At 66.4% G+C, this 14,241-nt stretch carries 14 protein-coding genes; 7 read left to right on the top strand and 7 right to left on the bottom strand.

The genetic code is table 11. The annotated features are described in order from the left end of the window. The first annotated feature begins 59 nt into the window (after nt 1-59). The 4 genes from PTE31013_RS05940 (at nt 60) to PTE31013_RS05955 (ending at nt 3,913) form a co-directional block, all read left to right on the top strand. Nucleotides 60-257, top strand: a complete 198-nt coding sequence (locus tag PTE31013_RS05940) for a hypothetical protein (RefSeq protein ID WP_150611891.1) — start codon at nt 60-62, stop codon at nt 255-257. 94 nt (nt 258-351) lie between these two features. After that, nucleotides 352-1,668, top strand: coding sequence for an ergothioneine biosynthesis protein EgtB (gene egtB / locus PTE31013_RS05945; protein WP_246173913.1), 1,317 nt, complete (start codon nt 352-354; stop codon nt 1,666-1,668). Beyond that, the gene (egtD, locus tag PTE31013_RS05950) at nt 1,668-2,651 is read left to right on the top strand and encodes an L-histidine N(alpha)-methyltransferase (RefSeq protein WP_150611892.1); all 984 of its coding nucleotides are present in this window, start codon (nt 1,668-1,670) and stop codon (nt 2,649-2,651) included. Before egtB ends, egtD begins: the two co-directional genes overlap by 1 nt. A gap of 434 nt (nt 2,652-3,085) precedes the next feature. After that, on the top strand, nt 3,086-3,913 hold the full coding sequence (locus tag PTE31013_RS05955; protein ID WP_150611893.1) for a DUF4088 family protein: 828 nt from the start codon (nt 3,086-3,088) through the stop codon (nt 3,911-3,913). A 96-nt stretch (nt 3,914-4,009) separates the two neighbouring features. Here PTE31013_RS05955 and PTE31013_RS05960 read toward each other — a convergent pair whose 3' ends face one another. Beyond that, nucleotides 4,010-4,999: a hypothetical protein gene (locus PTE31013_RS05960; RefSeq protein WP_150611894.1), complete on the bottom strand. Its 990-nt coding sequence runs from the start codon at nt 4,997-4,999 to the stop codon at nt 4,010-4,012. Beyond that, nucleotides 4,996-5,229: a hypothetical protein gene (locus PTE31013_RS05965; protein WP_150611895.1), complete on the bottom strand. Its 234-nt coding sequence runs from the start codon at nt 5,227-5,229 to the stop codon at nt 4,996-4,998. The genes PTE31013_RS05960 and PTE31013_RS05965 overlap by 4 nt, the downstream gene beginning before the upstream one ends. A 654-nt stretch (nt 5,230-5,883) precedes the next feature. Here PTE31013_RS05965 and PTE31013_RS05970 point away from each other — a divergent pair. Continuing rightward, the gene (locus PTE31013_RS05970) at nt 5,884-6,360 is read left to right on the top strand and encodes a nitrate reductase associated protein (protein WP_174978442.1); all 477 of its coding nucleotides are present in this window, start codon (nt 5,884-5,886) and stop codon (nt 6,358-6,360) included. Between the two features lie 15 nt (nt 6,361-6,375). Here the strand turns inward: PTE31013_RS05970 and garD are convergent, their stop codons facing one another. Further along, nucleotides 6,376-7,935 carry a galactarate dehydratase gene (garD, locus tag PTE31013_RS05975; protein WP_174978473.1) on the bottom strand — a complete coding sequence of 520 codons (1,560 nt, stop codon included), beginning with the start codon at nt 7,933-7,935 and terminating at the stop codon, nt 6,376-6,378. A gap of 423 nt (nt 7,936-8,358) precedes the next feature. Between garD and kdgD the strand changes: the two genes are divergently transcribed. Together kdgD and PTE31013_RS05985 are read left to right on the top strand one after the other, a co-directional pair. Then, on the top strand, nt 8,359-9,270 hold the full coding sequence (gene kdgD / locus PTE31013_RS05980) for a 5-dehydro-4-deoxyglucarate dehydratase (protein ID WP_150611897.1): 912 nt from the start codon (nt 8,359-8,361) through the stop codon (nt 9,268-9,270). 11 nt (nt 9,271-9,281) lie between these two features. Next, nucleotides 9,282-10,856: an aldehyde dehydrogenase (NADP(+)) gene (locus tag PTE31013_RS05985; protein WP_150611898.1), complete on the top strand. Its 1,575-nt coding sequence runs from the start codon at nt 9,282-9,284 to the stop codon at nt 10,854-10,856. A gap of 101 nt (nt 10,857-10,957) precedes the next feature. Here PTE31013_RS05985 and PTE31013_RS05990 read toward each other — a convergent pair whose 3' ends face one another. The 4 genes from PTE31013_RS05990 to PTE31013_RS06005 form a co-directional block, all read right to left on the bottom strand. Beyond that, on the bottom strand, nt 10,958-11,959 hold the full coding sequence (locus PTE31013_RS05990) for an anti-sigma factor family protein (protein ID WP_150611899.1): 1,002 nt from the start codon (nt 11,957-11,959) through the stop codon (nt 10,958-10,960). Continuing rightward, nucleotides 11,959-12,522 (bottom strand): RNA polymerase sigma factor, encoded by a 564-nt coding sequence (locus PTE31013_RS05995; RefSeq protein ID WP_150611900.1) that lies wholly within the window; start codon nt 12,520-12,522, stop codon nt 11,959-11,961. The genes PTE31013_RS05990 and PTE31013_RS05995 overlap by 1 nt, the downstream gene beginning before the upstream one ends. Before the next feature lie 176 nt (nt 12,523-12,698). Next, nucleotides 12,699-13,091, bottom strand: coding sequence for a COG4315 family predicted lipoprotein (locus PTE31013_RS06000; protein WP_174978443.1), 393 nt, complete (start codon nt 13,089-13,091; stop codon nt 12,699-12,701). A gap of 258 nt (nt 13,092-13,349) precedes the next feature. Continuing rightward, a complete protein-coding gene (locus PTE31013_RS06005) occupies nt 13,350-14,192 on the bottom strand; it encodes an ABC transporter permease (protein WP_246173965.1) in 843 nt (280 codons plus the stop codon). Nucleotides 14,193-14,241: the final 49 nt, after the last annotated feature.

The following is a 14,241-nucleotide window of genomic DNA, read 5'->3' on the forward strand; positions in this document are numbered from 1 at the left end:
ACGTCAGTTGGGTATCATAGAATCACGCACGCGCTGCGCGCGCCATCGGAGATCGCCTCATGCTGGAGAATCTCGACCGCATCGCCCTGTCGCTCGACGCCATCGAAGCCGCTGCCCGCGACCTCGCCCTGCAATCCCCCGAGAACGCGCAAGCCCTCTACACCGCGCTCATGGAGATTCGCAACGCCATCGCGCTCGTCGCCCAGGAAGTCGTCCGCCTGGAACACGAACTTCACGGCCCCACCGGCAACGGGTAATCGTGACATCGCCGCCGCGATGCCCCATGGCGTACGGCGGGCACGCAACGGGTCTACAATAAGCAGCACGTTTCACAACACGGCGCGTCCCCCCATGGCCCTCCCCTGTTGTACGTCGCAAGCCGAAGCGCCCTCCGGCGCCCACGCCAGTCCCGCCCGCCCGCGCATCGAACGCGACGGCACGACGTCTCTCGCAGCGACAATACCGGAACCGCTTCACGCACGTTACGATGCCGTACGTGCCACCTCGGTCGCGTTCGCACAAGGCCTCTCCGACGCGGACGCCACTGTGCAGTCGATGCCCGACGCCAGCCCCATCAAGTGGCATCTCGCGCACACCACGTGGTTCTTCGAAACCTTCTTGCTGAGCGAGCCCGGCAACCTGCCCGGCAGCCGCTACCGCCCCTACGATCCGCGCTTCGCCTATCTTTTCAATTCCTATTACGAAGCCGCCGGTCCGCGTCACCCTCGCCCGCAACGCGGCTTGCTGACTCGCCCCACGCTCGATGACGTGCTGCGCTATCGCCGCCACGTCGACGCCGCCATGCACGAGCGCCTGCTGCATGCCGATCTCCCGCCCGACGTTCGCGCCCTGATCACGCTCGGCCTGCATCACGAGGAACAACACCAGGAGCTGATGCACACCGACTTGCTGCATCTGTTCGCGCAAAATCCGTTGCGCCCCGCGCATCGCCAACCGGACCTCGCCAGCGAAATCGCCGGGCCGCTGCAATGGATTGCCCACGGCGGCGGGCAGCACCGCATCGGACACGAGGGCGAGTCGAGCGGACACTTCGCGTTCGACTGCGAAACGCCCGCCCACGATGTCTTGCTGCGCCCGTTCGCGATCGCCGCGCGCGTGGTGACGAACGGTGAGTGGCGCGCGTTCATTGAAGATGGCGGCTATCGCACGGCCGGGCTCTGGCTGTCCGACGGCTGGGCGACGGTGCAGCGTGAGGGTTGGGGACATCCGCTTTACTGGGAATGCCACGACGGCGAATGGCAGTCGATGACGCTCGCGGGCATGCAACCGGTCGACGACGACGCCCCCGTGCGACACGTGAGCTATTTCGAGGCGGACGCGTTCGCGCGATGGGCCGGCAAGCGTCTGCCGACAGAATACGAGTGGGAGGTGGCGGCCACCACCGCCTCGTCATCGCAACCCGCGATGGCCCAACGCTTTGGCGCGGTATGGCAATGGACAGCCAGCCCTTACGTCGCCTACCCGGGATTCCGGACGGCGGCGGGGGCCGTCGGCGAATACAACGGCAAGTTCATGTGCGGACAATTCGTATTGCGCGGCGGGTCGATCGCCACGCCGCCGGGGCATTCACGCGCCACGTATCGCAACTTCTTTTACCCGCATCAGCGCTGGCAATTCTGCGGCCTGAGGCTCGCGGAGGATCGTTGATGTCGCAAGCCCCCCAAGCTACGCCGTTCGTTTGTCCGTCACTGCCGGAAAACGCCTTCGCAACCGACGTGCTCGCCGGCCTCGGCCACACGCCCAAGTCACTGCCCAGCATCTGGCTCTACGATCGGCACGGCAGCGAGCTGTTCGAAGCGATCACCGGCCTCGACGAGTATTACCAGACCCGCACCGAAACGGCCCTGCTCGGCGAATGCGCCGCCGCCATTGCGGACGTCATCGGCCCGGACGCCGTCGTCGTCGAATTCGGCAGCGGCTCGAGCCGAAAGACACCGCTGCTGCTCGATGCGCTCGTCACGCCGCGCGCCTATGTGCCCGTCGACATCGCCGACGAATTCCTCGACGATGCCGTTGCCACGCTGGCCCGACGCTGCCCGGGCATTCCCATGCTGCCGGTGCGCGCCGACTTCACCCGGCCGTTTCGCCTGCCTCCGCAGTTGCAGATCACGCAAGGGCCGCGCCTGGGCTTCTTCCCCGGCTCGACGATCGGCAACTTCGCGCCCGGACAGGCCGCCGCATTTCTCGCCCACGTCGGCAAGATGCTCGGCCCGCGCCGCCGCATGGTCGTCGGCGTGGATGCCTGCAAGGACCCCGCCGTGCTGATACCCGCGTACGACGATGCGCGCGGCGTGACCGCCCAGTTCAATCTGAACGTGCTCGCGCGCATCAACCGCGAACTCGACGGCGACCTGCCGCTCGATGCCTTCCGTCACGAAGCCCGTTTCAACGCGGGCGCCAGCCGCATCGAAATGCATCTCGTCGCGCAGCGTCCTTTCCGAGCGAGCGTGCTGGGCCGCGACTTCGCGTTCACGACAGGCGAGTCCATCCACACCGAGAACTCCTACAAGTACGGTCAGACCGAGTTCCGTGCCCTCGCAAGCTCCGCGGGGTGGGATGTCGAACGTGTCTGGCTCGACGCCCGCTCGCGCTTCGCGGTCTATCTGCTGCGCCCGGCCGCAGGCGCGTGAGCCGATACCTGCCACCGCGCAAAAAGTTCGCCCCTCAAGGCTAAAGTTCTGACGTCGCCGTGCCGTTGATGCATCCAGACGCCTGCTGCCCACCCTCCGAAATGTGAATTTCATGGGGGGATCATGGAGACGCGGGGATTCGCTAGCCGGGGTTACGCTAGAATCGCCGCCATCAACGCCATGGGACCGGACACACCGATAGGCAGGCACGGGTTCCCTCAAGGGCCATCTTCACAGCGCGCGGGCATGACCGCAGCGCACCGTTGACACGTATCGCTGCACATGACTTCACGCGCAATGGGGAGGCACGTGGCACGAGCTTCGGCGACAGCGCCCGCAGCTCGAGGCACGGGCACAGACACTCGACTGGCTGGCGTTCACGCGCACGCACGGCGGCTTTGTGCCGTCGTTGCAGCGCCAGGGAGCCTGTCGCGATGAGCCGCATTTCGCTAACCCTCTCCGACATCGCGCTGGCGGATCTAAAAAAAGACTTCGACGCGTTCGTGCGCATCTCCGCGGCCGTCGACCGTCACTTCACGCCGCCGCCCTTCGACGACTTCCTGCGCGCCCGCCTGCTCGACAGCACCGTGCCGCTCACCGAAGCCGCCGTCGCCCAATTGCTCGCCGGCGGTCACTACGCGTGGGCCAAGCGCACGTTCGACAAGCAGTTCCCGGACGTCGTCTCGATCATCCTGAATCAGGCGCGTCTACACGGGTTCTATTTCGTCTCCCGGCCCGAATGGACGCGCGAAGATATGTCGCGTCAGGCGAGCCGCTGGGCCGAAGGTATCGTACGCGAAGCGAAGGGCGAGGAAAGCATCGTGGAATCGCTCGCAGGACAAATCGTCAGCTCGGCGCAAGACCTGCGCACATTGGAGGCGACGTTGCAGACGCCTGCGTGGCGGACCGCCTCCGTGCTGCGCGAACGCGTGTTCGACGCCAAGCGCAGCGTGGAGACCGCCCGTTCGCTGCAAGCGCGCGAGCGGCTCGGTGAGCTGCGCGCGCTCCTCGATCTCGCGCTGATCTACGGGTCGGTCGGTGCTCAGGAAGCCGAACAGATTCTGGACTACCTGCGGGTATTGCGTCCGGAGTTGTTCAACGACGATCCGGGCATCTTCGAGCGACTTGCCGCCTGGCTGCGACGCTTGCTCACACCGACCCTGCCACGCCCGGCCGTGGTGCCGCAAGCACCGCCGTCCGGCGTGACGACCGACGCCTCACGCCAGAACCCCGATACCCTGCAACCGCCCCTCACGCGCTGACGATCCGGCAGCGCCCAAGCGCCCCCGTCCTTGCTCACCGGTTGAAAATCCATGCGACGCTCGCGGTCAGCGCGGAGCATGCCCCGCGCGCCGACCTCACATGTCCTCGTCCAGACGATGCAGAGAGTCGAACATGGCCCGGTAGGCTGCCGCAACGCCGTGCGCCCCGCGCAGCATGCGCAAGCGCGACGCCGCATCGGGCTCCCCGACCTCCTCCACCCATTGCGCGAGCAACGGCGTCCCGCCGCAGACACTCGCATCGTGCCGCGCGTGCGCGCCGACCGCCTGGAACCCCTCGGCGGCCGATGGATAGCGCCGTGCCAGCGCGTCGAACTGCGCCTCGATCTCGCTGGCCGCGCGCACGGCGGCTGGCGCCTGACTGAGCGCGCAGCAGCCGACATAGGCGGGCATGTCGCCCGCCGCGCCAATGATGAAGTCGATGAGCGCATGAGTCGCGTCGAACGCGCCGCTATCGAGGAACGTGCGCGCGGCCGGGCCGCAGCGCAGTAGCCCGGCGGCGAGCATCGTCGCCTGCCCGCGCTGCTCGCGGTACTGGCGCAACAGCAACGGCCTCAGCGCCGCATCGGTGCAGCGCTCGACCGCAATGCGATTGTGCACATCCGCCCCCGCCGCGCGATGGTAGTGCTGTGCGAGAAACGCCAGCACCTGAATGTCGCTCGACTCTCCCGCCAGGAAGCGCGTCCAGAACGGCGCGGCGAAAATGCCGCGCACCCAGTCGTCGCAAATCCGCCCGAACGCCGGACCCATCGCGCCATGCGTGGCGGGCAACACCTGTACCAGCGCCTCATCGACGAGCGTGGCCAGCCAGGTGCCCGGCGACGGCGCTTCGGCGAGCAACACGCCGTGCCGCATACGGTCGAGCCACACCGCGGTTTCGGCGGGCGCGCCGTGCAACGTGCAGGACACCTCGTGCGACGACACCGCAATGGCCTGCGCCTCGGTCGCCCATCGCGCATGCGGCGAGACGATGACCCATACCGGCGTGTTGCACGCGTCGCTCGCCAGTGGCGGGCATGGCACACCACGCGAGGAAGATGCGACGGATGACGCGATCGGCGCACTCATCGGACGATGGCCCCAAGCAGCGCCACCTGCGCGGGATCGATGCGCCTGACGACCTCCGCGCGAAACGTCACCACGTCGTCGCCCAGCGACAGGCCCGGCACGTTCTGCATCGCGCCCGCATGACGGCGGCGCACGGTTCGCCCTTTGCCGTGCGACGTGTCAGTGGTGCCTCGCGTCGGTCGACGCGAGGCCGCCTCGGGCGCACCGGCGGCCTCATCAGGCGAGGACATGGCGCGACCCTGAGCCCCGCGCGGCGACTCCAGGACGACGGGAAGAAAAGGAAACGGTGACGGCGGCGCATTGGACGGCATGTCGGCTCCTCTCGAAATTCTGGGTGCGCGGACGTCCGCGCCTCGTGCAAGACGGCCGCACAGGCCGCGCATGCCATGCCGGGCATGAACGCAGACGACTGCGGGCCAAACATCTACCTTAGGAATCCCTTAGGGATACGAAAAAGAACGGAGACTCTAGAAGTCCGTATCAACGTAGTCACATCGCATCGCCGCCCCCAGCGCGGCGCGAACCACCGGCCGCGCTCCGAGCGATGACGACGATTCGACGTCGGCCGCCATCGTGAACGGCAAATGCGGGCAACGCCGCTCAAACACGCAAATTCAAGACTTTTCCCAAGAACTGAAGGCATTGATGCCGGGATACGACATCATGGGGTCACGTCTTCCTCGTAGCGACATGGGGAAGCGACGCGCCAGTCGCATCGGCCTCCCGCTCAAAATGCAGCGGGCGTTACCCCAAAAATGTGCCTCACCGTGCACCGACGTCCAGATTTGCACCTACGCTAATGCATACCAAGTTCGAATGTCGAGACTCAACGCACTTGAAGTACCATGACGGTTTCCGATGCTGCGCCCCGGGGAACGACTCTCATGCATCTTTATCAGCGTCTGCCGATCTTCGTTTTCGAGATCGAAGCCTGCGAAAACCTGAAGTTCATCACGATGGCGATCCGCTTCAACCTGGATCGCAACGCTCAGCATCTGTCGCTGGCCGACTGGCAACGCCTGCCCCAGGCGGCGCGCGAAACGCTGGCGTCATGCGGGCCGGGCGACGAGGCGTTTGCCGCGCGTCTCGACGAGATCGCGCGCGACCATCTCGGGCAAGCGGTGGCACGCAGCGTCGACCCCGCCCCCACCACCTGGCAGGACACGCGTGCGCTGCCGCCGGGACTGCTCAAGCAATGCGAACTGGCCGACCTGCTGCCCCCCGACGTGGGCGACTGGGCCACGCTCACGCCGTTCCGTCGCTACGTGCTCACGAAGCTCTCGCGGCGCGACGTGCTCAACCATTGCTTTGTCCCGGCCATGCTCGAGTTCGGGCTGGCGTGCGCGCCAGCCGGCCTCTGAAGCCCGTGCGCCGGCTCAGGTCACCGGAGCCGGGTTGAACAGGACGAGCGCGTTGCGCAGGCCCCAGCGTTCCGCCCAGGTCTTCTCGCCGCTTGCCACGGCGAGCATCAGGTGGAACAACTGCCAACCGACGTCTTCGATGGTGGCCTCGCCCGTGGCGATGCGCCCGGCGTCGACATCCATCAGGTCATGCCAGCGACGTGCCAGATCGGAGCGCGTCGCCACCTTGACAACCGGCACCTCGGCCAGCCCGTACGGCGTGCCGCGTCCCGTCGTGAAGACGTGCATATTGATCCCGGCCGCCAGTTGCAAGGTACCGCAGATGAAATCGCTCGCCGGGGTGGCGGCGTAAATCAGCCCGCGCTGGCGCGTGCGGTCGAGCTTGGCACCCGGCGCAATCACCCCGTGAATCGGTCCCGTGCCTGACTTCACGATCGATCCCATCGCCTTTTCGACGATGTTCGACAAGCCGCCGCGCTTGTTGCCCGGCGTGGTGTTGGCGCTGCGATCGACGCGACCACGCTCGAGATAGGCGTCGTACCAGGCCATCTCGCGGATCATCGCGTCAGCCACCTCCGGCGTCGCCGCGCGCGAGGTGAGCTGATCGATTCCGTCGCGCACCTCGGTGACCTCGGAGAACATGACCGTCGCACCTGCGCGTACGAGCAGATCCGTGGCGAAACCCACCGCCGGGTTCGCCGTGACCCCGGAGAACGCATCGCTGCCGCCGCATTGCACGCCCACCACCAGCGCCGACGCCGGCACCGTCTCGCGCTGGCGCGCGTTGAGCCGCTCCAGATGCGTGCGCGCCGTCGCCAAGATCGAGTCGATCATCGACAGGAAGCCAACGTGCGCATCGTCCTGCAGACAGACGGTATCAGGCTTGCCGTCCGCATTGGCACTGCCGATGGGAATACTGCCCGCCGGCAGGAGACGCTCGGGCTGAAGCTTCTCGCAACCGAGACTCACGACCATCACTTCGCCGCCGAAATTCGGGTTCGTGGAAATGTTGCGCAGCGTGCGAATCGGCACGTCGGCATCTGGCGCATCGATGGCCACGCCGCAGCCATAGGTATGCTCCAGCCCGACGACATCGTCGACATTCGGGTACTGCGGCAGCAACGTCTCCTTGATCCGTTTGACGGCAAATTCGACCACGCCGGCCACGCACTGCACCGTGGTCGTGATCGCCAGGATGTTGCGGGTGCCGACCGAGCCGTCGGCGTTCCGATAGCCCTGAAAGGTGAAACCCTCGAGCGGCGGCAGTGTGGCGGGCACCCGTGTGCCGATCGGCAAACGATCCAGCGACGGTGCCTCGGGCATGTTCAGATTGCGCTCGTTGACCCAACTCCCGGCGGGCAACGCACGCGCCGCATAACCGATCACCACGCCGTAGCGAAGCACCGGCGCGCCTTCGGCCAGATCGGTCAGCGCGACCTTATGCCCTTGTGGCACGGCGTCCACGAGCGTGAGCCCGTCGGCAAACCGGCTACCGGTGGGCAAACCACCGTCGTTCACGACGATGGCAACGTTGTCGTCCGGCTGCATCCGGATATAGCGCGGCACATTCCTCATTTCCGCACCGGATTCCCCTCCGGTGCCTGTGCGACCCGCGTCCGTCATTGATGCCATGTTGCTCACTCCTTCCTGTTTCCTGATGCGATGCTACGCCCGCACGGATTGACACATGCGATTGCCCGGCGACGCTAAACACGATCGCGCAAAACGGCGCCGACTATCGACGTCGGCGCGGCACACCGCACTCATGTGTCATCATACATCTAGATTCGCACTGTGCGTACCCCTCACGCCTGACGGGAAAATCGGAATAAATCCCGTCAATGCTTTGTCCGGGTTTATCCCACTGCCATTCTTCTCGACAGCCTCTTGTCCGACTTCGCAACATGTTATACGATGACATATAACTCAGCGCCAGGTGCTGATTGAACCCTTCTTCCCTTATCGAATCCGGCCCCGTTGCCGACAGGAACTCTTGACATGACCGCACCTCAAGAACTCAAGCAGATCGTCTCTGACGGCTTGTTGTCCTTCCCCGTCACCGACTTCGACGCCAACGGCGACTTCAATGCGCGCGGCTACGCGGCCCGCCTGGAGTGGCTGGCGCCGTTCGGCGCGACGGCGCTCTTCGCGGCGGGCGGTACGGGCGAATTCTTCTCGCTCACCCCGCGCGATTACAGCGCTGTGATCAAGACGGCGGTCGATACCTGCGCAGGCAAGGTGCCGATTCTGGCGGGCGCCGGCGGCCCGACGCGCCTGGCTATCGAATATGCGCAGGAAGCCGAGCGCCTTGGCGCCAAGGGCGTGCTGCTCATGCCGCACTACCTGACCGAGGCGAGCCTGGACGGGATCGCCGCGCACGTCGAGCAGGTCTGCCGTTCGGTCGACATCGGCGTGATCGTCTACAACCGCGCGAATTCCAAGCTCGGCGCCGACCAACTGGAGCGTCTGGCCGAGACGTGCCCGAACCTGATCGGCTTCAAGGACGGTGTGGGCGATATCGAGCGCATGGTGCAGATCCGCCGCCGCATGGGCGAGCGTTTCTCGTATCTGGGTGGTCTGCCGACGGCCGAAGTCTATGCTGCCGCCTACCGCGCGCTGGGCGTGCCGGTGTACTCGTCGGCGGTCTTCAACTTCATTCCGAAGACGGCCATGGCGTTCTATCGCGCCGTGTGCCAGAACGACGAAGCGACGATCGGCCGCCTGCTCGACACGTTCTTCCTGCCGTACCTGGAAATCCGCAACCGCCGTGCCGGCTACGCCGTAAGTATCGTCAAGGCAGGCGCGAAACTCGTCGGCCACGACGCCGGTCCGGTGCGCGCACCGCTGACCGACCTGCTGCCGAACGAGCTCGAGATGCTCGACGCGCTGATCAAGAAAGTCGAAGGCTAAGGAGCCCACGCATGCAAATTACCGGCGAGATGTTGATCGGCCATGCCGACGTGAGGGGGAGTGCGGGCGCGCTCGAGGCCTTCGATCCGTCGCGCGGCGAGCGGCTGGCACCGGCGTTCGGCGCGGGCACCTTGCAGGACGTCGAGCGCGCTTGCGAACTGGCACGGGCCGCGTTCGATCCGTTCCGTGCTTTGCCGCTCGCCAAGCGCGCCGAGTTCCTGGACGCCGTCGCGCAGGCCATTCTCGATCTGGGCGACGCCCTCGTCGAGCGCGCCCATGCCGAGACCGGATTGCCCATCGCTCGCCTGCAAGGCGAGCGCGGGCGCACCGTCGGCCAACTGCGCATGTTCGCCCGCGTGGTGCGTGACGGACATTTTCTCGACGCCACGATCGACCCTGCGCAGCCGGCACGCGAACCGCTGCCGCGCAGCGACTTGCGTCTTGCCAAGATCGGCCTGGGCCCCGTGGCCGTGTTCGGTGCGAGCAACTTCCCGCTCGCATTCTCGGTGGCGGGCGGTGACACCGCGTCGGCGTTTGCCGCAGGGTGCCCGGTGGTCGTGAAGGCACACCCGGCGCACCTGGGTACGTCGGAACTCGTGGCCCGCGCCATTCGGGCGGCGGTGCAGGCACTCGGCCTGCCGGAAGGCGTATTCTCGCTGCTCGTGGGCGAACGCGCCGTGGGTGAAGCTCTGGTCGCCCACCCGGCAATTGCCGCCGTGGGCTTCACCGGTTCACGCACCGGCGGCCTGGCACTGCAGCGCATTGCGCAGTCGCGCGCCGTGCCGATCCCCGTCTATGCCGAGATGAGCAGTATCAATCCGGTGTATTTGCTGCCCGAGGCGCTCAGCGCGCGCGGCGACGCCATTGCCAAGGGCTTCATCGATTCGCTGACGATGGGTGTCGGTCAGTTCTGCACGAATCCGGGGTTGGTGCTGGGCATCGCGGGAGACGCGCTCGATCGCTTCTGCCGCACGGCCACCGACGCGCTCGGCGCGAAAACCGCGGGCACGATGCTGACGCCGGGCATTCACCAGGCCTACGCCAAGGGCGTGACGCGACTGGTCGACGAACCGAACGTGACGCTGCTCGCGCGTGGCCAGGCCGGGGGCGCCTGTCAGGGCCAGGCCGCCCTGTTCCGCACGACGGCCGCCGAATTCCTCGCCACGCAGGCACTGCATGAGGAAGTCTTCGGCCCGGCATCGGTCGTGATTGCCTGCGATACCGTCGAGGAGATGATCGCGATCACCGAGCGCCTGGAAGGGCAACTGACGGCAACGCTGCAACTCGACGCCGGCGATACCGAGACGGCGCGCCGCTTGCTGCCGAGTCTGGAGCGTCGCGCCGGACGCATTCTCGCGAACGGTTTCCCGACTGGCGTCGAGGTGTGTCACGCGATGGTTCACGGCGGTCCGTTTCCGGCAACGTCGAACGCGATGTTCACCTCGGTCGGCGCGACGGCCATCGACCGGTTCCTGCGCCCGGTCTGCTACCAGGACCTGCCCGACACGCTGTTGCCGGAAGCCCTGCAGGAAGGCAATCCGCTCGGCTTGTGCCGGCTTCGCGACGGTGCATTGACACAGGCGTGACATGTCGCCCGAAGGCATGGCGAATGCCAATGCCGCAATGACAAACGCCCTCGGTTCAATTTCCGAGGGCGTTTGTTTTGGGCTCGACGCATTGGAAGCGGCTACGACGCCGCAGGCGCCCGCGTGAGCAACGGCGGTGTCACCAGGCCATACAACGGCGCGACCTGTCCGTGCGCCAGCCCACTGGCCACCGCCTTCAGGTTGACCGACCCCGGCGCACCGATGAGCGCGTAGCCAATCTGCCCCTTGCGCCACGTCACCACGCCCATCCGGTCGATCGTCTGCTCCGCCACCGCCTGGTCCGGACGCGCATCGCGCACCGCGCACAGCGCGACGGGATCGCCCGTCTCCGGCAGGTACACCATTTGCACCAGCGTGCGATCCTGCCAGCGCAGACGTTGCATGCTCTTGAACGTGAGTCCCTGTGCGCGCAGGTCGGGGACACTGATATCGAGTTTGTCGGCCTGACGAATATCGCTCACGGCGCGCGCAATGTCGGCATCGTCCACCCGCACCGACGCGATCGTTTCGCGCACATAGAGCTGCTGGTATTCGGCTGCGGCGCGCACCCATGTCGTGCCTTGCGCCGACTTCGGCGGCGCCGTCACCGACGCCGTCATGAGTCCGCGGCCGGCACCCACGCGATTCAGCGCGCCCGGCAACCAGGGCAAGGTGATGGCGGTGGCTGCCACACCTGCGGCAAACGCGGCAACGAGCCACCCGGCGCGCACGCGGCGTCCGGCCCGCGCTTCATTCGCCGCGGGCGGACTGCGCGATGCATCGGCATGCACGGACGCCGTGGGCAACACCGGATTCACCGGACTCGCCGGCTTGGCGGCATCGGCACCGCCCCGCGTCACCGCCGTCTGTTGCAGTGTGTGCGCACGCAGCAGCGCCTCGAGATTGGCGCTCAGGCTGGCCGGCACGGGCGGGATGACTTGCGCGGCAAACGTCTCCCGATACGGCAGGCGCGATGCGCGCAACGATTCGACCGCGTCGGCCAGTTCGGGCGACGCATGAATGGCCGCTTCCACCTGCGCCCGCTCGGCAGCGGTGAGCGTCTCGTCGACGTACGCGAGCAGGCGGATATCGTCTTCGTTCATCACGCATCCTCCTCACGTGCGCCGGGAACAGGACCAACGTTGTCGGCACGGCGGGGTTGCCCCTCGGGTTGACGGAACTGGTCGCCGACGGTTCGGCGTGCGCGTGACAAGCGGCTCATGACGGTACCGATGGGCACGTCGAGCACAAGCGCCGCCTCCTGGTAGGTCAGCCCTTCGACGGCGACGAGCAGCACCACGAGCCGCTGTGCTTCGGGCAGCCGGTCGACCGCACCGAACACTTGGTGATAGCTGGCCAGCGCTTCGGGCGTCGACGCCTGGAGATCGGGAATCGCCTCGACGTCGGCGTCGTCCCAGGCCAGACTGCCGCGCGAGCGGACACGACGCGCACGGATCTCGTTGATCCACGTGGTATGCACGATGCGATACATCCAGCTCAACGCCGAGGTGCCCGGCTGCCACTGATGCACGCGCTCGAGCGCGTGCAGGCAAGCGCGTTGCACGAGATCCTCGGCATCGTGGCGATCGCCCGTAATGCGCAGAGCGAACGCCCAGAGGCGCGGCAGCAAGCCAGGGAGCAAGCTGGGCAAATCCTGACCGGTCATCGGCGAATGTCCTGGCGGAGTGTGTCTGGCATCAAGCCAGTCCGAAGCATCGCCGGCGGAGATCGCCGGCGCTTGCCGCGAAATTATACTGAGCCGGCGCCACTTTGCACTGCGCCACGTGGCCGGCCGGACCGCCAACACCCTGTGCTCCCCGTCGTTTCGACCTGCGCTACCGCTCAGGGCTTGACAACGTGCCACACGCCCTTGAAGCCGTTGCCCTTCTGGTCGCCCTGGGCGGTGTCCTTCGTGAACCGATACATCGGCTTGCCCTTGTAGGCCCATTGCATCGCGCCGTCGTCACGCGTGATGACGGTGTAATCGCCCTCGGCCTTCGCCCCCGGGGCCGCCATTACCGGCGGCCAGGCGTCGGCGCACGCGCCGTTGCAAGTGCTCTTGCCGCTGCCGGCCACATCTTTGTCGAACGAGTAGACGGTGTGGTTCTGGCCGTCGACCATCATGCCGCCCATCGCCTTGAGCGGGGTTTCGGCATGGGCGGCGGCGGCGGCGAACAGACCGGCAGCGGCCACCAGCGCGGCAAGCACGGAAGACATCGATTGACGTTGGTTCATGACATTGGCTCCTGAGTGAAATATGTCGGGGACGACACTCTCAGAACGCCCGGTCGCGGCGCTTTATTCCGTCCGATGTCAGTGATTTTTTTGGTGCACCGCAATGCGGCGCAGGAAGGCGGAGCGTACGGCGGGGAGCGGCGACAGCATGTCGCGCGCAATGGCGGTCAATGGCTGCCGACGACGCGGGCGCGGCGAGTGCGGCAAGTGCCGCGCATCGCCTTGAAACCACGCCGGCGATGGCGGCACCCGCATGGCTTACTCCCCCTTTGGCGCTTCCTTGACGCGGCTCACGAGCTGCGTCGGGCTCACGAATTGCAATGCGATAAGCACCCACAACAGCGTGATCGCCATATAGATCATGGCCATGGCGTCGATGGACTGCGGTGCCCGCACGCCGGTCGAGAACACTGCGTAGTACAGCGCGACGACGAGCGTTTGCGTATCGGGGCCGGCCGTGAAGAACGTCAGCTCGAACATACCGATGGTGCGCACGAGCACCAGCAGTCCGGCCGCGAGAATGCCCGGCACCAGCAGCGGCAGCAACACGTGACGGAAATACTTCAGCGTATTGGCTCCGAAGATGCGCGCAGCGGCTTCGAGATTCGGATCGATCTGCTCGATGAACGGCGTCATCACGAGAATCACAAATGGCAGCGACGGCACGAGGTTCGCGAGAATCACCCCCATGAGCGTGCCCCCCAACCCGACCTTGTAGAGCACCGTCGCCATCGGAATGCCGTACGTGACCGGCGGCACCATCAACGGCAACAGGAACACCAGCATCGCGAGCTTCTTGCCGGGGAACTGGGTGCGCGCCAGCGCGTACGCGGCAGGCACGCCCAGCGCGATCGACAGCAGCACGACCGCGCCGACGACCTCGACGGTGACCCACAACACATCGGCGAGCTGGAAATCACGCCACGCCTGCGCATACCAATGCAGCGTGAAGCCTTCGGGCAGCGGCGTGCCGAACCAGCGGGTGGCCAGCGAGTTCATCGTGACGGTGGCGATCATCAGCCCCACGTTCACGAGAAAGAAGATCATCGCGCCCCACACCAGCACGCGCCAAAGACGCGAGCCCGGTCCTTCGCGGCGCATCTTGCGCCGTGTCGTGGGAGCAGCCGCCAGCGAACTCACGGGCGAAGGC

The organism is Pandoraea terrigena, from assembly GCF_902459705.1.
Classification (GTDB): Bacteria; Pseudomonadota; Gammaproteobacteria; order Burkholderiales; family Burkholderiaceae; genus Pandoraea; species Pandoraea terrigena.